Source organism: Streptomyces netropsis (assembly GCF_014203545.1).
In the GTDB taxonomy this organism is placed as follows: Bacteria; Actinomycetota; Actinomycetes; order Streptomycetales; family Streptomycetaceae; genus Streptomyces; species Streptomyces netropsis.
Genome location: NZ_JACHJG010000001.1, coordinates 449530 through 467891, shown reverse-complemented (window position 1 = coordinate 467891; position 18362 = coordinate 449530). Strand labels below are relative to the sequence as shown.

Below are 18362 nucleotides of genomic sequence, written 5' to 3'. Positions count from 1 at the left end.
CCAACGACCCGGCTCCCGGCCGGACCTGCCGGGGAAGGCGGCCGACCCCTGCGTCGCCGTCTTCCCCGGCACGGTCACCCTGGCCACGCCGCGGGCCCAGGTCAGCTCCCGGGGAGCCGAAGAGTCGTGCACGCCGGGCCACGCTCCGTGCGGGCCTGGCAGTTGTCCTCCGTGTCCTTTTCGCCCGCGTTGAGGGCTGTGATCGCGACACCGACCGCGCGTGCCGGGGGTGAGATCGGCAGGGAGATCCGCTGCTCGACCACACCCTTGTCATTCGGCCGCAGCGAGCTCTCGTAGAGGTCGGAACCGTCGAGCTGCTCGCTCCGGGCGTCCACCGATTCGACGTACACGGCAAGGCTCGCCCACGTCTCGACACCGTCGGCATGCACGTCGAAGCTCAATTTCAGATCGGACCGCGGACCTTCGAGCTTGACGTCGGTGATCGTCGGCCGTCCGTTCCCGCCGGCGGCCCTGGCCGCGCCGATCACCGCCACGCTCAGGGAAACCATGTAGAAGACCACCCCGAGGACGAGCACGACGGTCTCCCACATGTTGCCCCGCTGTGTGGGGTGGATGAGCAGCGCCACGATGCTGCACACAATGGCGATGATGGCGCAGAGCGAGGCCACGTAGATCGGCCACGACTCGTTGTTGAGAGCGACGAACACGAACTCGCTGTTGAGCCCGAGCGCGGTCATCACCCCGGCCACGGCGACCAGGGCTCCGGCCAGGATCTTGGCGACGTCGTCCAGCCGCTTGCCGATCCTGGCCTGGATCTCCTCCGACGTCGGGACGGGCCCGTTTCCGCCGCCCGCGTTCTTCAGCCCGTCCATCAAGCCCTCCTCGCCGAGACGCCCAGTGGACACCGCGGGGCACGTACGAGGAGGTCAGCGACGCTCGACAGTGATCCGAACGGCGCAGTGGCGGCACTTGTTAAGGTCCGGCCATGGCACGCCTGAAGATCGAGATATCCGTTCCGGACGACCACGTCGAGAAGGTGACGGCCGCCCTCCACGCCTCCGGCGCGGGACGAGTCGGCGGTTACGAGCGCTGCACCAGCGTCTGGCGCATCGACGGCACGTGGCAGCCGATGCCGGGCGCCGACCCGTACGACGGGGAGGTCGGCGTCCTGCAACACGCCACGGAGAGCCGCATCGAGTCCTTCTGCGACACGGACCAGGCCGCCGCCGTCCTCCGCGCCGTCCGCGCCGCCCACCCGTACGAGGAGCCGGTCATCCACTTCCTCCCCCTGTACGAGCCGGGCGAGGACTGAGGAAATCCCGGAACTCAGGACCGACGCGGCTCGCGGCCGTTGATCGCGTCCAGGTAGAGCTTGAAGATCTCTTCGTCGTTGACCGGGCTGTACGACAGCTGGTCGCTGTCGTCGCCGTCGGGGCCGCCGCCGTTCAGCCCGCCGAGCACCCCGATCAGCTCGCCCGTCTTCGTCTTCTCGCTGAAGTGAGCGAGCCAGGGGCTCCCCGACGTGCCCGAGTAGAAGCCGTCACAGCGGATCCGCAGCTGCTTGTGGTCTTCGAGCCGAGACGTCAGGGTCGTACAGCGAATGGCCTGGTCGGCGGGGTCGTCTTCGGAGTTCGGATAGCCGATGACGGTCACCCGGTTGACGTACCCGGGCGTACGGGTCAGCCGGTTGGCGCCCGTGACGCGCTCGATCTGCCGTCCCCGGACATCGGGCTTGACGGTGGCGAAGGCGAAGTCCAGATCGGAGCCGTCGCCGTAGTCCTCACGCCGGGGATCGACGAACGTACGGTCCACCGCCCACACCCCGTAGGGCTGCTTGTCCTTGCCGCGCTGGTAGTCCGGTACGAAGGCCGCGTCGTCGCCGACCGAACAGTGCCCGGCGGTGATGAGCAGATTGCCCTTGGGGCTGTGCACCACGCTGGCCGTGCAGTGGTGGTCCTTCATGTCCTCGCCGACGTAGAACAGCACTCCCACCGACGGAACCCCGTCGAAGTGCCGCGCGCTCCCCGTGATCCGCTGCGCCGGGGACTCGGCGTCGTCGTCCTCGCCGTCCCCGGCCGTCGTCGACGCCGACATCCGCGAGGGCCCCCAGAACCGCTGGGCCTCCTCGCTCGACCATTTGCCGTCCCGCCCGTGCCCACCGGCCCCGTGCGGCACGGCAGCGGCGAGCGCGACGACATACAGCCCCGCGAGCACGGCCCGAACCCACGGGCCTCGGCTCCACCGGGAGAAACGCACAAGAACCCCCACCACGTCAGGAAGGTAAGCGACAGGCTAACCGCATCCGCCAAGATCCAACTCGCACCAGACCGTTTTTCCCACGGTCCGCCGAGCCACGCCCCAGCGCGTGGCCAGCGTACGAATGATCAACAAACCCCTGCCGAATTCGTCCTCCGGCGTGGCGTGCCGGGGCCTCGGCAGGATCTCGCCGCGCGCGTCGGAGACGGCGATCCGCAGGGTGGATGCCTTGTCGGGGCCGGTGACGGCCCCGGTCACGGCCCCAGTGACGGCCCCGGTGACGGTCAGCTCCACTTGGAAGAGCCGCCCTCGCAGCCGCCCGTGCTGCACGGCGTTGCCCGCCAGCTCGGACAGCAGGACGGCGGCGTCGTCGGAGGCCTCGGGATACCCCCAGACGTCGACCAGACGGGCGGTGTGGCGACGGGCGATGGCGACGCACTGAAGGCTGGACGGGTAGTTCACGCGGTCGTAGTGAACGGGCTGGGGGGCTTCCTCGGGAGCGAGCATTTTCGGTCTCCTCCGGGCGTGGGGGATCGGCGCGCGTGGCTGATTTGCGTGGCGCGATCGGTTCGCTACGGACCGTACGGCTGTCGATGTGATCCGTTCAACCGATCCCGGGGAAAATTATCCCAACGTGTTGCGACCGCAGTCCCGAGAGATCCAGACTGGGCGCGCAAACGCGAGGAGTTGGGAACGTGACAGAGGATCAATCCGCCCAGGACAACCGCGTCTCAACCGTCCTCGGCCGCAGACTCGGCGGCGAGCTGCTCCAGCTCCGAACCCAGGCGGGCTTCACCCAGGGACAGGCTGCGAAGGCGCTGACCGCGTCGACGGCGAAGGTCGCCAAGATGGAACGCGGCTGGGTGCCGATGCGGGATCCGGACATCCGGGCGCTGTGCGAGCTGTACGGGGTGGTTGAACCGACCATGGTGGGCGGCCTGCTGGAGCTGGCCCGTCTCGACCGCGAGCGCCGCAAGGTGAAGGGCTGGTGGAACGACCTCCCCAAGAACATGAAGGCGTACATCGAGCTGGAGAACGTCGCGACCTCGATCAAGACGTGGCAAGTGTCCTACGTCCCGGGGCTGCTTCAGACCCCCGATTACATCCATGCCCTCCGGCCGGACGAACACTTTGTGGCCGCGAGGATCGAGCGCCAACGCCGGTTGGTCGACTCTCCCCCGCTCGCCCTCTGGGCCGTTGTGCACGAAGCCGCGCTACGGTGCGTTGTGGGAGGACGCGACGTGATGGGAGGTCAGTTGGAACACTTGGTGCAAGTCTCCAGGAAGCCGAACATCACCCTTCAGGTACTGCCCTTCAGCGCCGGAACACACATGGCGCTGGGCGCCGCCATCAACATCCTCTCGTTCGCCGACGCCGGTGCGATGGACGTGATGTACATGGAGGTACCGCTCACCCAGCGCTGGGCCGAGGGTGGCGAGGAGACCGCACGGCACGCCGCGCTCTTCGACAACGTCGCCAAGGCGGCCCTCAGCCCTGCCGACTCACGTGCGTTCATCGGCGCCATGAGCAAGGAAACGTAGATGCAGTCGGTTTTCCGGTTCCGCAAATCGAGCTTCAGTAACCCCGAAGTCGAGTGCGTAGAGATAGCCACCAACATCCCCGACATCGTGGCGATACGGGACTCCAAGATCCCCGAAGGCCCGATCATCCGGCTTGCCCCCACCCCCTGGAACGCCTTCCGCGAAGCACTCGTGACGGGCGCGTTCAACCGCTGAGCGGCTCACTCCAAGGAGTGACGCAATTCCGGCCACCCAGAGTCGGCAGTCAACGCATTTGATCTTTCGATGAGTTGATGGGGTGCGCACCTTCTGCTAGAACGTCGACCTCGGACAGCAGAAGAACACTCGGGGGAAACGATGACCGCATCTCCACCTCCACCTCCGGCGGCGCCGAACGGCGGACCGGACCAGGAAACCCCGCGCTGGAAGAAGACGGTCAAGGTCATGGCCGTGGTCGGCGGCTTAAGTGCCTTGGTCGCGGTACCTGGAGTGATTTTCGGCCTCTGGTACCAGGATCGCAGCACGAAGGCCGGCGAGGATTCAGCGAAGATCGCGAGGGAAGCGGAGGATCGGGAGAAGGGGGAGGCGGCGGAGGACAAGAAGAAGGAAGCGGGCCCGCCGATCGCGAGCGTGGCCGGGGCCCCTGCCTTCTACGGCGCCCGCTTCGCCTTCCCCGGTCGAACCACTGATCTGGCGGACGGAAAATCGGCGGTCTACGGGACCGATGCGTACGCGAAATGGTTCGCCAAGAACCGGGTCGCTCCCGTCGGGGTGGAAGCGACCAGGATCACCTTGTCGCCGCTCCATGAGGGAACCGTGGTGGTCCAGAACATGCGGATCGCCGATCTCAAGTGTCAGCCGACGCGGTACGCGGGGACCGCTGTCGTCCCGCCGCCCATCGGGGACGGTGGCGAAGAGATCGAACCCACGGAGGTTGTCTTCGACCTCACGGAACCCGTCCCCAGACCGAGAAGAAACGAAGGGAAAGACGATTCCGGCTCCGCCACGAAGGCGGAAGTCTGGCGAGCCAAGGGGAACGCCTTCTCGAAGGGCATCTACCTTGACGGCGGGAAGCAGGCAGATTCCCGTTCCTTCGACCTCTACTTCTTCACGGGAACGAACGACTGTGAATTCGGGGTCGAGGTGAACATCACCAGCGGAACAAGCGACGGATGGTATCCCGTCAAGCTGGGCGACGGTTACAAGACGAAGGTGGCCGGCCAGGCGCAACGCTACGAGTCGGTTGTGTTGCCGACGAATAACGGACCGGCGGACCCCGTCCAGAACGAGCTTCACGGACCGGGGAACCCCTTCCAGCCCCTCAAGCTGGAGAAGGGTCCGTTCTGATACCCGGTTCAGGCAGGCACGGCACCGACCAGGCCACCGTCGATGACGAGATCCTGACCGTTGATGTAGGACGCGTCGGCCGAGGCGAGGAACGCGACAGCCGCGGCCACCTCTTCCGGTCGGCCGAAGCGGCCGGCGACGATCTGGCCGGTGACCGCCTCTGCCTCCGCCGTGGTCAGCGCGGCGACGGGGTACATCGGGGTGTCGATGTAGCCGGGGCTGACGGAGTTGACGCGGATGCCGCGCGGGGCGAGTCCGGCGGCGAGGGTTCGGGCCAGGTTGTGCACGGCGGCTTTGGTCGCCGAGTAGAGGGTCAGGACGCTGTTGCCCCGGTGGAGGGTCCAGGAGGCGTTGATGACGATCGAGCCTCCGTCCGCCAGGAGCGGCAGTGCCTTTTGGACGGTGAAGAACACGCCCTTGAAGTTGACGTCGATGCCGTGGTCGAAGTCCGGCTCGGTGATGTTCTCGAACGGCAGGAACGTGCCGGTGCCCGCGTTCGCGAAGAGGCTGTCCAACTGTCCGTGACGGTCCCGGACGGTCTCCATCAGCGCGTCCACCGCGCCGAGGTCGGCGACGTCGGCCACGATCCCCGAGGCGTTGGGGCCGAGCTGGTGGGCTGCGGAGTCCACCCGTGCACGGGTGCGGCCGGTGACGATGACGTGGGCGCCTTCGGCGACGAGGCGGTGTGCGGTCGCCAGACCCATGCCGCTGGTGCCGCCGGTGATGAGAACGGTCTTCCCGGTGAAGCGGTTCACGCCGGTGTTCCCGTCAGGGTGTGCGTGATGTGGTCGCTGAGATGGGGCAGCCAGTCCGGCCGCGCGTTACCGAGCAGGTGGTCGCCGTGTGGGACGGACAGGTAGGTACCGCGCGGCGCCAGACGGGCCAGGGACTCGCCGTTCGTCACGCCGGGGATGACGTCCTGACCACCGTCCACGACCAGCAGCGGGGCCGCGATGCGGGGTGCCAGGGCCGCGAGGTCCACGTGGCGTACGAACTCGTGGGCGGCGTCGGCTCCTCCGGCGCGTCGGCCCATGATGTCCCGTACCGGTGGAGGCAGTTCATCCCAATCGAGGCGGAAGGGACCGCTGACGGTGGCGACGGCCGCCACGCGCGGCTCGAGCGCCGCGGCCCGGGCCGCGAAGTAGCCGCCCAGGCTCAGGCCGACGAGCCCGATGCGTGCGACGCCGAGGGCGTCGATGACCCGGCCCACGACCCGCTCGTAGTCCGGTACGAAGGTCGTGGTGGCCGCGAGCACGCCCTGTCCGGGGCCGTCCATCGCGAACACCGCCAGCCCCCTGGCCAGCAGCGCGGACACCAGATCGAGGAACTCCTCCTTGGCCGAGTCCAGGCCGGGGACGACGACCACGGTCCCCGGCGCATCGGAGGGGCCGCGCAGCCAGCCGGTGAATCCCTCACCGCTCACCCGCCGCGCACCGGGCTCCAGCACGGTGAGAGCTCTGCTCAAGGCGTGATCCGCCTCGACGGCAGCACGGTGTGCTTCCGCGTACGGCGCCAGCGTGGCCAGGTGGAACCACCGGGCCGCCATCAGCAGGTACTCACCCGCCGTGCGGGATGACCCCGCGTTCTCCGCGCGCTGGAGGTAGTCGTGTCCGGTGCGAAGGAAGGACGGCCCCCACTCGGCGACGGAGGTGAGGCCATCGGTGACGCGCCCGTACTCGTGGGGGTCCACGCCTGCACCGGTGGCGCGTGTCCACTGGGCGGCGGCGAACTCGTTGGTGCTCATCGTGCTCCTCCAGTCAGCAAAACGGCCTTGCCGCGTATCCGGCGCTCTCGCAGGTCGACCAGGGTGTCGGCGGTCTGTGCCCAGTCGGAGATGCGGCCGATCTCCGGGTGCAACCGGCCCTGTTCCACGAGGCTCACCAGTGCCGAGAGATCGGAGCCGTACGGGGCACCGGCGTAGTGGAAGTGCTGGATCGTGACGCGCTCGGGTCCGCCGAGGAGTTGGAAGAAGTCGAGGGACACCGGGGTGCGGCTCGCCTGGCCGAACCAGACGAGCATGCCGCCCGGGCGCACCTTCGACAGGGCGAGTGCCAGATCCGGCCCGCCCGTGGACTCCAGCACGACATCGAACGGCCCCTGAGCCGCCGCGACCTCGTGCACCACGTTCGCACCCAGTTCCGCGAGCCGCTCGCCGCGCACCGGCGTGGCCGTCACCGCGGTCAGCTCGGCTCCGGCCCCGACGGCGAGCTCGGTGACGTAGTGGCCGACGCCGCCTGAGGCACCGGTCAGCAGCACCCGTCGGCCGGCCAGGGAACCGGCCGTACGCAGCAGCCGCAGGGCGGTGATACCGGCCAGGGGCAGAGCCGCCGCCCGTGCACTGTCGATGCTGTCCGGGAGTACCGCGAGCGAGTGCGTGGGCACGGCGGCGTACTCGGCCCAGCCACCCTGCGCAGGGTGCCCGACCACGCGGGTGCCGATGCCGGGGCCGGAACCGTCGGCTGCCGCCTGTACGACGAGCCCTGCGATGTCCTTGCCGGGCAGCAGCTCCGGCCGGGGGTTCTCGAGAAGGAACGTCTCACCCCGGTTCGGGGCGAACGCCTCGACTTTGATCAGTGCCTCACCGGGCTCCGGCACGGGCTGGGGGGCCTCGGCGAAGGCGACCGGGCGCGCCGCATCTCCCGTGGGAATCAGTCTTTGCATGGGGAGGATGCAACCCCCGCGGCCACCCCGCGATCCAACAACGAACAAGCAAAGCCGACAACCTTTGGTTGTCACCTATGGTGGGAGCCATGGATCTCGACGTGGCGCAGGTACGTGCCTTTGTGCGCACCGCCGAGGAACTGCACTTCGGTCGGGCCGCCGGGACGCTCGCGATCTCCCAGCAGGCACTGTCCAAGAGGATCGCGCGGCTGGAATCCCTGCTCGGCACCGAACTGTTCCAGCGCGGCGGCAACGGCGTACGCCTCACCGAGGCCGGACAGCGTTTTCTCGCACCGGCCCGGCAGACCGTGGCCGCCGCCGACGCCGCGGTGGCAGCGGCAGTCGGGAAGGAACGTCCGCTGCGCGTAGACGTCTGGGGGCACCTCTACGCGCCGATGCGAACGCTGGCCCAGGTTGCCGGACGGGCCGGGGAACTGGCCCTGGGGCACGGGCGCGATCTGCCGTCGGTGACGACGGCACTGCTGCACGGCGACATCGACGCGGCTTTCGGCCGAGCCCACCCTCCGCTGCCCGCCGGGCTGGCACACCGCCTCGTCCGCCTCGAACCGGTGGACGCTGTACTGAGCACGGACCATCCGCTCGCGGCCGAACCGGCTCTGCGGCCGGACCAATTGCGCGACAGCACGCTGTGGGCACCCGGCGCGCTGGACCGGCTCGACTTCCTCCACCGGTTCGCCGACCGGTTCGGCATCCGGAACACGGCCACCAGCATCAACCTGGGGCTCGCCCACTTCCTCGCCGAGGTGGCGGAAGACCCGCGCCGCTTCTCGCTGGTGCCTGCCGATGTGCCACTGCCGGAGGTCCCCGGGTTGCGCTCCGTCCCTCTGGTCGATCCCACGCCGCTGTACGCCTGGTCGCTGCTGTGGCGCTCCGGAAACGGACACCCGGGGCTGAACGGCCTCGCCGCCGCCTGCGCCGAGGAAGCAGGGCGAAGCCGATGGCTGGAGTACGACCCGACCCGCGACTGGCTTCCTGAACCACCCACGAGCGGTCCCGGTCCCGGTCCCGGTCCCGGACGAGAATGACGTCCGTCAGAGGTAGGTGTAGAACTTCGTGTGGTCGAGCATGTCCTCCGGCGTGACGTCGTTCCAGGGCTTCATCGTGTCCCGGAGCCCGATCACATTGCGCGGGGCCGATACGGGCACGTAGCCGGAGGACGGGTGCAGCCTCTGCCAGTCGGCCCACAGCTTGTCGATGAAACAGTGATGCAGCCAGAAGACCGGATCGTTCGGCGAGGCCCCACTGGTCATCTGACCGCCGACCCAGACGTGGACCCGGTTGTGCAGGTTGGGGCCGCGCCATCCCTCGACGTTGTTGCGGAAGCCGTCGGACCTGCTGTTCCACGGGGCGGCGTCATACGTGGGCATGGCCAGCACGGCGTCCACCTCCGCCCGGGTGGGGAGTTCGCGGGTGCCGACGCCCAGGGCCCGCCGTAAGAAGGTCCTGCCGTCGACCCGTATGTTCATGGGCCAGTTACCGCCTCCGAAGGCGAACGGACCGGAGGTGACCCGGCCGTCTCCGCTGCGGCCGTCACCGCCGAGGAACGTGTCCGCCCACAACGAGCTGCTGGGCGAACGGTCGACCGTCCAGTCCCAGTAAGGCAGCATGACGGAGGGGTTGACGCTCTGGAGCGCCCGCTCGAACTGGAGCAGGAACCGGCGGTGCCAGGGAAGGAACGACGGTGAACGGTGTCCCGTTCGCTCGCCGTCGTCGGTGTCACTCATGATGAAGGCGTTGTGCGTGGTGATGAACTCGTCGTAGCGCCCCTGGCGCTTGAGCGCGATGACGGCGTCGATGAAATTCCGCTTCTCGGCGGCCGACAGGTCTGCCTGGTTCTTGCGGTCTGCCATGGCGACGGATCCTTTCGGTGAGGGGTGCCGAGCGCGGTGTCAGACGGCGAGGGGCACGAGTGATGCCCCGTTGAGGTCCCGTACGGCGGCGCGGGCCACGTCGCGGGGGGTGGGGTGCGTCTCGTAGTGGTCGATCACGCTGATCCAGGTGCCGTCGGCGTTCTGCATCACGTGCAGGTCGTCGTTGTCGATGCGGACGACGAACTCGACGAGACCATGGCCGTCGGTTCCGCCATGACCGGTATGGCCGCCATGCCCCCCCTCGGCGGGCCAGCCTTCGATGTGCCGGCCGAGATAGGTCTCGTCGAATGCAGTCGGCACGTCGGCGGCGCGCGGGGCGTGCGGGCTCTGGGGCGAGGCATTCGCAGTGGCGACAGCGGTCTGGCCGGCGAGCGCGGTACCGGCCACCACCAGCATGGACCGTCGAACCATGTCGCGGCGGGTGAGACGTTGCACGGTCTCTCCTCTCGTCTGTCCCCCCGCGGGCGGAAGGTCCGCAGCAGGAACGTTTCTTCGTGAGGCGGAACGAGATCGTCCCGTCGTCTGTGCCGCCACATGCTGGCAGCGGGGGACGGCTCCGGAGAGGGGGCGAGACGTCCGTTGATCAGAAGAAGACAACTCCGCGTGGATAGTGCATCGTTCAATGGCGGCGATCTTCTCGGAAAGCCTGTTGTCGGCCCGGAGCAGGCGGAAACCCGAGCCGTAATACCGCTTCCGTCCGTAGATCTTCCGGTGGGTAGCTGCCGAACCGCAGCCTGGTCCAGACCGTAACTCGGCCCGAATGCAGGCGCATTGATCAGGCGCCGGGGTAGACGGTGTGGTTTTGGATGCGGCGCGGCGTGCCGTCGTACCGCACGGGGTTGAGGTGATCGCGGCGTACCGCAGCGGATGGACGGCAGAGATCAAACACCTGCGGGACGCGGCCATGGCCCCGCCGCGCATAACTTTTCCAACGCGCCGACGACCGGCGGCTCACTCTTCGGAAAGGACATGCGCACATGGCACTCAAGGCACTCGTCAAGAAGACCGCATGCACCATCGGCATCATGGCGGCGGCGGCAGGCATGGTGGGCGGCGGCTTGGCCGGTACGGCGAACGCCAAGCCCGGTATCCCCAACATCTCCGTCGGGTCCGGCAACTCCCACGGCGTGTGGTGTGTTCAGCGGGCCGTGAACAACTGGGCGGAGCGCACGGGCAAGGGGCGTCCGATCGGCGAGGACGGCAAATTCGGTCCCGCCACGAAGACCTGGGTCGTCAAGTTCCAGAAGGCGTCCAAGGTTTCGGCGGACGGCATCGTCGGGCCCACGACCGGCAACAGCATCCTGGACAACGCCGGCCAACACCGCGGCTACTGCTACGACCACGTTCCGAGCACCCGTCGCTGAGCGGGGGACACGCAGCGGGACCCGACCGTGTTCCGGCCGGGCCCCGCTGCTCCCCCCTTACGCTCGGCGACGATCAGCCCTTCGTCGCCTTGGTGGCTTCGCGCGACGGCATCCAGTGGTGGACCTTGTAGTTGCCCTTCTCCAGCGTCTCGAAGGGAGCACTGCCCTGGCACGGGCCGACGCTCTTCTCCGGCAGCCCGTCCAGCGCCCAGCTGTAGCCCAGCCGGTCCTTCTTGCCGTCGTCCAGCACGGTGAAGCCGAACCGCTTGCCCTTCAGGTCGCCGACCTGCGGCAGGCCGGGCGCGGCCTCGAAGTGGGACTCGGTCACGATGCCCGTCGCCACGGCGACCGGCCCGCCGGTGAGCAGACAGTCGATGCGGCCCTTGAAGTAGCCACCCCAGTCCTTGCCCATGTGGTGGCTGACGTAGAACGTGCCGCGAGCCTTATCGGCGAAGCCGTGGGCGTTGAAGGCGAAGTGCACATCGTCGCCGGGCTTGCGCTTGAGCTTGGCGGCTCCCGTGAGCGAGGGCTCGTCCGGGGTCTGCCGGGCGGCGGCCCGGGTATCGTTCCCGGCCGCCGCGGCCGGGCCGGTCGCACCCGAGGTCAGCGCGGCGGCGGCACATACGGCAAGGGCGACGGCGGCACCGAAGGGGCGGCGAACACGGGACATTGCATCCTCCTGATGGGGCGGCGACAGCGACTTGCTGACCGCCCTCACCACGATGCCGCCGGCCCCGGTACCGCCACATCACACCAGAGGGTGGTCCCCCTCCACCGTGCGGCGGAGCGGCGGTGGGACGTGGGGCCGATGGCCGCCCGGCCCGCCGGGCCGGGCGATCAGGAGGCAGTGCCCCGAGTCGTTCGAACCTTGTCCGCCGCGATTTCGTAAATGTTGCCCCGCACGTCAGGCGCCTGGTCGAACTCCTCATCGCTGATCCCGACACCGATCACCCGACGCACGGTCTCCCGGTCGGCAGCGAGCCGCTCGGCAAGCTGCGCGGCCGTCGGATGCTCGACTGCCAGCGCCTCGACCAGCTGCCAGATACTCAGCCCCCGCTCCTTCGCGAGCTCGGCGAGGCGATCACGAGTCGCCCGGGGAACCTGAATCGTCGTCATTGCCACAGGTTCACTATGGAGCTTCTACAGAGCGGGCGTACGGGCCGCACCAGTTCTCGCGTCGGCGCCCAGGACGTCGCACTCGCGGACGGCGTGGCGGCTTCTGGAACGTCGGTGGCAAAATTCAAGTTGCAGGAAAAGCCGACAAGCGCAACGAACCTAAGCTTATGGAAAGACTGAAGAAGCTCTATGGACGACAGCATTTATCACGTAGTCAGAAAGACTCAGTTCACAGCCCGCTTCCTGCTCGGCGCCGATGACCAAGCCGCGGCAGTAGAGAATGTAGACGCCCACATCACGGCTTCCAACGGAACCAAGTGGAGCGCAACGTTCATGACACCTGAGGAAATCTCACGCATCCTGGATCGATAGGCTGATACCGGCGAATACCTGGGCGGACACTATTTTCGGTGTCCAGACCTGGTAATCATACGGGACAAGGGCGTTCCAACCATGGCCACGGCACCCGAAGACATCTTCAACGACGGGGGACCGAGAGGAACACTCGGCGACTTGAACTAGAGGCTTCGCGACTCAAGAAAGTTCGCGCGACAGGCGCGGCCTCGGCCGGAGTGCTTTGTTTTGCCCAGGGCCTTATCTCGCCACAGGAAAATCTTACCCGCGAGCGATTCACCCGCCTGGCCATCCAGTAGCCTCGGCCAAATTACCCGAACCCATCCGCCGGATAGAATCAGGCTCGGCTCTTGGGACGAAGTGGAGATCCGCAAATGCCAAGCGAAGAATTCGATGGAAGGAACGTCGATGTCATTGACTTCGATGACGCCTCTTCCGGCGAGCACGTGATCGAATTCCGGGCCCCATGGGCTAGTCGACATGATTCGATCCTGGCCGTCTCGATTCCGGAGGGAGGCCAATGGAGAGATGCGACTGTCAGCATCGATCCCAACGCCGGCGATCTGCCAGCGGCCTTCATTATCTGGGCAATTAAAATCGCCCAGATGAGACTGGAGTGAAGCCACAGAAGGCCATTCGGGTCGAATAGTCACACAGTGGGGCCCGGCTGTGTTCCAGCCGGGCCCCACTGCTTCCCCCCACGCTCAGCGGCGATCACCTTCGGGACTACTCACCATCGCTCCCAGGGGTGTCGCGATGTTAGCTGTCAGTCATCGCATCCCAGCGCTTAACGGGTCGCCATCGCTCGTGATCGTAGTCCGCGTGCCACTGCCACGGAGATACCAACGCCCACAATGCATTCCATGACAGCATGATCTGAAGCTGCAGCATCGACTGCGCCTCATCGTCCGGCCCCGAGTAGGCCAAGAAATGTCGGAGCGTAGTAGCGAGGTGCACTGCTGTACGCCTAACGGAACGCACCAGTTGACGCTCATCAGACCCGCGCTCCGCACGGGCAAGCCGTGCAGTTCGCGCCGCGAGAAACGCCTCAATACGCTCGACATGGACCAGGCTGATGCCCTCGCCGCACAGAAGAATTGGCCGCTTTTCCCCTGAATCCGCCATGTTGCTTATTCCGCCTCGTGATTACACACTCTGGAAGGCCGCGTACGAGTTCGGGTCGTTGGGCAGAAGACCCTCCGGCAGCCTCCTCCTCTTTATGCAGTCGGCTAACGCATCAGCCCTGCGCTGCGCCTCTCCCACGGCGATCGAGCAAAGGATGGCTATCCGATAAAGAATGGCGCTGGCAGGCCGGCCCGGCCCGTAGGCCGCTCCGCTCGCGACGTCAGCTCCCTAGCCACTTCCCTTGTCCGCGGAAACATTCCGAAGGCGCCTAATTTCCTCTACGAGGCGCGGAATGGCCTCTCGCGCCATAGCAATGAAGGCTGCATTCTCGTCCCACCGCTCATCACCGGAGTCAACATAGCGCGGATATTGAACCAGAGTTGCGGCAATAATTTCTCGATGGTCAAAATCCGGCCATCTCTCAGCGTGGCCGGAATCCGGGGCTGTGCTAACTGCAACGAGATTCATGGCATGACTATCATCCAAGGTCCTGACGAACCAAGGGCCCGGAGTGGCTGCAGAGCACAGCTCCTCGATTTCTTCGAGTTCATCTTCGCGCATGCAGTCACCTTATACCAACCCGCTTACCTGGCCGAGCGAGGGTAGCCCGCAAGCGATCAGGCAGGCTACCCTCAAATCAGCTCTAGCTAATATCGCTCATGCGAATACCCCAACCTCTCAATATTCTTGTAGAACCTCTTGTCATTTGTGATTATCGACAATCCGTCCTGCACGGCCGAATGCAAGACTGCGGCGTCGTCATCGGCAATCATTGGCCTGAAGGCCTTACCCTTCCACATAGCCTTGAGGCGATCCTGAAGGGAGGCAACACCCTCACTGGTTGCAGCAGGACCTATCCGGCCTCCCCTCGCCAAAAGCCACGCACTGATCGCCTCTGCCGAGTGGCCACCTTCGAGTAGTTCGCGATGAGTGGTCGGCGAAAGAACGGGTACGCGTCCCGCCAAGGCATCATCTACCTCAGCGGTCTTCACGCCAGACAGTGCATCGGTTACAGGGTTAGTGTCAACCGCCACCTCGCCGCAGCCTTGAAGCGAAGGCGGTGCTTCGCTCGCCAGCACAAAGTTTGTGCGGCCAGCTAGGGAGTCAGCGACTGGCTGCGCATAGATGCCCTGGCCCTTCTCGGCAGTCAACCAATCGTTGGGACGTGCAGCTCCTGACCTCACCGAGGATTCCAGCACAAAGGAGGCGCTATTGAACTTTTTCGGCTTCCCCGTGCCGCGTCCACCCCTGTCGTCGCAGTCGCGAATCCTCTTCCGAATCTCCTTTATAACCTCCTCGGTTTCCTTTACGCGCTTCCTTGCCTCAGCGGACTTTTTCAGATGCTTCCCAATGCCGACAAGACGCTTGGCGGCACCGTAGAGTTCATCCAATTTCCAGACGGCCTTGGCCAGCGCGGACGCAGGGATGGCCCCAATCAGTGCAGTGACGCAGCTTACGACGTCGCCTTCGCCGATGCATTTTTTGATTTCCCTGATCGGGATAAATTCTAGGAGGATTTCACTGCCGACATCGACCAGGAAATCCTCGATCGTCTTATCGGCAAGGTTGCGATCTTCCTCGTACCGCTCCGGAGAAATGCCAGCTTCTCTGAGCTTCTTCTCTATCTCCGGAGTCAGCTTGGAGCCGATGCCCTCGTCATCCTGGCTGATCGCCTCTGCGCGATCCTTGCGCTCCTGCTCGCGCTGGTATTCCTCGGCCTTTTTGGCCGCCGCGTCGGCCTCGCGGGCGTACTTGTCGGCGTTCTTCGACGCAGCTTCCGCCGACTTGGCGTGCTCTTCGGCGGATTCAGCCAGCTTGCCTGCGGCCGTGGCGTCCGCTGCCGCCTGTGATGCCGCTCCCTGAGCGACGGTGGCCTGGTTCTCCGCCATGCTGGCGGCACTGTTGGCGGCTGTGGCCTGGTTGTCCGCCTCGGTGGCAGCTCCGCGTGCCCGTTCTGCTTCGGCCTCCGCTTGCGTGGCTGCCTGGCGCGCCGCTGCCGCATCCGCGTAAGCATCGTTGGCGCTCTGCCGGGCGAGACTGGAGTCGGCCTGGGCCTGGGCGTCAGCTTGGTTGGCCCGCGCCGCGGCGGCCCTTGCCTTATCGCCGTCCTCCGCAGCCTGCGCCGCGGACTTCAAGGCAGACGCCGTTGAGCGTGCCGCACTGACCGAGGATCGTGCCGCGTCGGCGGCGGCCTTGAAGGCCGGGGCTACTTGCGCGTTGGCCCGCTGCGCGGCGGCTTCGGCGGCTTCGGCGGCCCTGACCGCTTCGGTGGCCTTGGCCTCCGCCGACTCGACCTGCTCCTGCCCAATCTCCTGGGCGGCGGCGGCCACCGCGGCGGCGAAGTCGGCGTCGACGTCCTTGCCGGAGAAGGGCGCGGTCAGTGCAATCGCGGTGTTGGCGGGGTCGGCTATGCCAGCCGCTGTGGAGCGCGCCGCTATGGACGCCTGTACGGCGATGGTGGCCTGGATCTTGGCCATCGCGGCCTCGCGGACAGCGCCGTCAGCCTCGTCCTTGGTGCGGTTGGTCGCCTGCACGGCGTTCTTGGCCTCGGTCGCGGCCAAGCCGGCCAGACGGGCGGCTTCGTGGGCGGCTATGCCCGCGCGGGCTTCCTGAGCCGTGGCCACCGCGGCCTTGGCGTTGGCCCGCTGTGCTGCGGCGCGGGTGGCTGCGGCCTCGGCCGCGGCCTTGTTCGCTGCCGCGTTGGCGTTGGCTGCTGCAGCTTCGGCGTTGTTCGCTGCGGCGTTGGCGTTGGCAGCGTGCGCGACGGACTCCGCCGCCGCAGCGCGCGCCCGAGCGGCCGCTCCCGCAGCCTCGGTGGCCGCCGTGCGTGCCCGTACGGCTGCACCACTGGCCGCATCAGCGGCACTACGGGCCTGACCGGCCGCCTCACCGGCCGTCTTGGCATCCGCCCGTGCCGCAACCGCGTAGGAATGCGCCAGTGCGGCGTCCTCGGTGCCGCGGAGCGATGCCTCTATCGCCTCAGCGGCCTGGGCCCTGGCCTCTTCGGCCTTGTGGTTCTGCTCGGCCTCGACCGCCTTGTTCCTGGCCTCGCGGGCCTTGGCTTCCTCGCCACCGGCTCGCTCATCCGCCTTGGCAGACTTTCCTTCCTGCTCGACGGCATACTCTCGCGCCCTGGCCGCGGAAGCAGCGGCCTCCTGCGCCTCCGCCCTCTTCGTTGACGCGGTACGCGCCTCGGCCTCCGCTCGTGCCCGTGCTGCCGTGGCGGTATCCCGCTCTCGCTCAGCCCGAGCCCGCGCCTCGGCGGCCAGGCCTCGTTCCCGCTCGGCGGTTGCACGCTCTTCCGCGGCGACCTTGGCCTGTCGCTGGGCCTCTTCCCTGGCGTCTCGGGTCTTCTTGGCGTGGTCCCACGCCGCCTGCTCGGCCTTTTCCGCGTCGACGCGGGCCTGCTTGCCCCTTGCGGCGGCGTTCGCGGCGATCTTGGCCTGGTTGCCGGCCGCTTCGGCCAGCTTGGCCGCGGCCTTGGCGTGCTCCTCAGCGTTGGCCCGCCACTTCCTGGCCTGCTGCTCATGCAACTCGGCCTGGTTCTTGGCATTCAAACCGGCGGCGTCTGCCGCAGTGGCGTCAACGGCGTGCTGGGCAGTCTGGGCGGCCTTGACCGCCGCATCCGCTGCCGCTGCGATACCGGAGGCGACCTCGGCCCACTGGGTGCCGTAGGTCAGGCCGGTCTCCACCAGCACGTCGGCCTGAACCTTGGCCTGGGCTGCTGCGACCTGGGCCTGCTTGGCGGCCTCATCGGCGTACTTGACCTGCCGCGCCACCTCCTCCTTGACGTTGTCATAGGAGGACAGGCGCTTGCCGGCCCGGTCGGCCAAGAGCATCCGGTCAGCCTCGCGCGCGGCCTGGGCCGCCGACGACATGGCGTTGGAGGCGTTCTTGAGCGCCTTGACCGCATCGCCGTGGACGCCGATCAGCTTGGTGCGGGCCTCAGCCGCGCGGGCGGCATTCCTGGCCAGCTCCCGCAGCTTCTCCGCAGCCTCTTGGGCCTCCTTCTGGGCCTTCTCATGGGCCGCACGGGCGTCGGCGTCCTTCTGCGCCGCGACCTGGTAACCCTTCTCCAGAAACTCCGCGATCTTGGCATCGTCGTTGGTGGCCAGCGCGGCCTGGGCGGCCTTCTTCACCTCCGGCCCACCGGAGGCGGCCAGCATCTCCACCCGCTTGCGGAGCTCCTCCGCACGCTTCCGGTCGTTCTGCCCGGTGGCCTTGTCCCGCTGCCGGGCGATCTCGGCGCCGAACGCCAGGAAGTCGGCACGGTCTCTCGCCGCGCCCTTCAGGACACGTTCGACCTCCGAGTTGAAGTACGGCCCACCGGTGCCGCGCAGCGCCTCGATCTCGCGGCGGTTCGCGGCGTCGGTGGCGTCCTTCTTCTCTTGAGCCTGTTTACGTGCGTCGGCCTCGCCGTGCTCCAGGAACTCCCGGATCGCATTCGGGTCACTGCTTGCCAGGGCCTTTTTGGCGGCCTCGCGGACTTCCTCCTCCTCGTCGAACTCCGCGTATACCTCCACCAGTTGCCGGTCGCGCTCATCGCTGATTTTGTCCAGCTCTGAACGCGCAGGGGCAGCCGGGGCCTTGGTTGTCTTCAGTAGCGCCCGGTCCACGGCGGACAGCGACCGGGCGGCCTTGGACGCATGACCGGATGTCTCCGTAGCGGCCGCCTGTTGCGTCAAACCACTCAGCAGCGCCACGACCACCGCCGTGGTGACTGCCTTTCTCGCGACTCCGGTCACGTCAACGCGCGTTCTTCCGGC

19 protein-coding genes are annotated in these 18362 nt (G+C 67.2%); 7 read left to right on the top strand and 12 right to left on the bottom strand.

Annotated elements, in window-relative coordinates:
- Positions 1-101 precede the first annotated feature (101 nt).
- Positions 102-833, bottom strand: coding sequence for a hypothetical protein (locus FHS38_RS02060; RefSeq protein WP_184730019.1), 732 nt, complete (start codon positions 831-833; stop codon positions 102-104).
- Between the two features lie 113 nt (positions 834-946).
- Between FHS38_RS02060 and FHS38_RS02055 the strand changes: the two genes are divergently transcribed.
- On the top strand, positions 947-1273 hold the full coding sequence (locus FHS38_RS02055) for a YqfO family protein (RefSeq protein WP_184730017.1): 327 nt from the start codon (positions 947-949) through the stop codon (positions 1271-1273).
- Positions 1274-1287: 14 nt separating this feature from the next.
- Here the strand turns inward: FHS38_RS02055 and FHS38_RS02050 are convergent, their stop codons facing one another.
- Positions 1288-2175, bottom strand: a complete 888-nt coding sequence (locus tag FHS38_RS02050; protein WP_229821883.1) for a trypsin-like serine peptidase — start codon at positions 2173-2175, stop codon at positions 1288-1290.
- Between the two features lie 78 nt (positions 2176-2253).
- Positions 2254-2724 (bottom strand): ATP-binding protein, encoded by a 471-nt coding sequence (locus FHS38_RS02045; protein ID WP_184730015.1) that lies wholly within the window; start codon positions 2722-2724, stop codon positions 2254-2256.
- Positions 2725-2912: 188 nt separating this feature from the next.
- On the opposite strand from FHS38_RS02045, the gene FHS38_RS02040 reads away from it, so the two are divergent.
- The 3 genes from FHS38_RS02040 (at position 2913) to FHS38_RS02030 (ending at position 5084) form a co-directional block, all read left to right on the top strand.
- The gene (locus FHS38_RS02040) at positions 2913-3758 is read left to right on the top strand and encodes a helix-turn-helix domain-containing protein (RefSeq protein WP_184730013.1); all 846 of its coding nucleotides are present in this window, start codon (positions 2913-2915) and stop codon (positions 3756-3758) included.
- The gene (locus FHS38_RS02035) at positions 3759-3953 is read left to right on the top strand and encodes a DUF397 domain-containing protein (protein ID WP_184730011.1); all 195 of its coding nucleotides are present in this window, start codon (positions 3759-3761) and stop codon (positions 3951-3953) included.
- Positions 3954-4181: 228 nt separating this feature from the next.
- On the top strand, positions 4182-5084 hold the full coding sequence (locus FHS38_RS02030) for an ATP synthase subunit e (RefSeq protein WP_184730009.1): 903 nt from the start codon (positions 4182-4184) through the stop codon (positions 5082-5084).
- An 8-nt stretch (positions 5085-5092) separates the two neighbouring features.
- On the opposite strand, the gene FHS38_RS02025 is transcribed toward FHS38_RS02030, so the two are convergent.
- Genes FHS38_RS02025 through FHS38_RS02015 form a run of 3 tightly spaced genes read right to left on the bottom strand, consistent with a single transcriptional unit; the run spans position 5093 to position 7745 of the window.
- On the bottom strand, positions 5093-5839 hold the full coding sequence (locus FHS38_RS02025) for an SDR family NAD(P)-dependent oxidoreductase (RefSeq protein WP_184730007.1): 747 nt from the start codon (positions 5837-5839) through the stop codon (positions 5093-5095).
- Entirely contained in the window at positions 5836-6828 is a 993-nt protein-coding gene (locus FHS38_RS02020; RefSeq protein WP_184730005.1) for an alpha/beta hydrolase family protein, read from the bottom strand. The genes FHS38_RS02025 and FHS38_RS02020 overlap by 4 nt, the downstream gene beginning before the upstream one ends.
- Positions 6825-7745: a zinc-binding dehydrogenase gene (locus FHS38_RS02015; protein ID WP_184730003.1), complete on the bottom strand. Its 921-nt coding sequence runs from the start codon at positions 7743-7745 to the stop codon at positions 6825-6827. Before FHS38_RS02015 ends, FHS38_RS02020 begins: the two co-directional genes overlap by 4 nt.
- A gap of 89 nt (positions 7746-7834) precedes the next feature.
- Between FHS38_RS02015 and FHS38_RS02010 the strand changes: the two genes are divergently transcribed.
- The gene (locus FHS38_RS02010; RefSeq protein ID WP_184730001.1) at positions 7835-8791 is read left to right on the top strand and encodes a LysR family transcriptional regulator; all 957 of its coding nucleotides are present in this window, start codon (positions 7835-7837) and stop codon (positions 8789-8791) included.
- 6 nt (positions 8792-8797) lie between these two features.
- Here FHS38_RS02010 and melC2 read toward each other — a convergent pair whose 3' ends face one another.
- Together melC2 and melC1 are read right to left on the bottom strand one after the other, a co-directional pair.
- Positions 8798-9616, bottom strand: coding sequence for a tyrosinase MelC2 (gene melC2 / locus FHS38_RS02005; RefSeq protein ID WP_184729999.1), 819 nt, complete (start codon positions 9614-9616; stop codon positions 8798-8800).
- Positions 9617-9655: 39 nt separating this feature from the next.
- Positions 9656-10072 (bottom strand): apotyrosinase chaperone MelC1, encoded by a 417-nt coding sequence (gene melC1 / locus FHS38_RS02000; RefSeq protein ID WP_229821884.1) that lies wholly within the window; start codon positions 10070-10072, stop codon positions 9656-9658.
- Between the two features lie 542 nt (positions 10073-10614).
- Here melC1 and FHS38_RS01995 point away from each other — a divergent pair.
- Complete coding sequence (locus FHS38_RS01995) at positions 10615-11001, top strand: peptidoglycan-binding domain-containing protein (RefSeq protein WP_184729997.1); 387 nt, start codon at positions 10615-10617, stop codon at positions 10999-11001.
- A 73-nt stretch (positions 11002-11074) separates the two neighbouring features.
- On the opposite strand, the gene FHS38_RS01990 is transcribed toward FHS38_RS01995, so the two are convergent.
- On the bottom strand, positions 11075-11671 hold the full coding sequence (locus FHS38_RS01990) for a hypothetical protein (protein WP_184729995.1): 597 nt from the start codon (positions 11669-11671) through the stop codon (positions 11075-11077).
- A gap of 167 nt (positions 11672-11838) precedes the next feature.
- Positions 11839-12117 carry a hypothetical protein gene (locus FHS38_RS01985; protein WP_221494469.1) on the bottom strand — a complete coding sequence of 93 codons (279 nt, stop codon included), beginning with the start codon at positions 12115-12117 and terminating at the stop codon, positions 11839-11841.
- A gap of 728 nt (positions 12118-12845) precedes the next feature.
- Here FHS38_RS01985 and FHS38_RS01980 point away from each other — a divergent pair.
- The gene (locus FHS38_RS01980) at positions 12846-13091 is read left to right on the top strand and encodes a hypothetical protein (protein WP_184729991.1); all 246 of its coding nucleotides are present in this window, start codon (positions 12846-12848) and stop codon (positions 13089-13091) included.
- Positions 13092-13824: 733 nt separating this feature from the next.
- Here FHS38_RS01980 and FHS38_RS01975 read toward each other — a convergent pair.
- Positions 13825-14157, bottom strand: coding sequence for a hypothetical protein (locus tag FHS38_RS01975; RefSeq protein ID WP_184729989.1), 333 nt, complete (start codon positions 14155-14157; stop codon positions 13825-13827).
- An 86-nt stretch (positions 14158-14243) separates the two neighbouring features.
- On the bottom strand, positions 14244-18341 hold the full coding sequence (locus FHS38_RS01970; RefSeq protein WP_184729987.1) for an ALF repeat-containing protein: 4098 nt from the start codon (positions 18339-18341) through the stop codon (positions 14244-14246).
- Positions 18342-18362 lie beyond the last annotated feature (21 nt).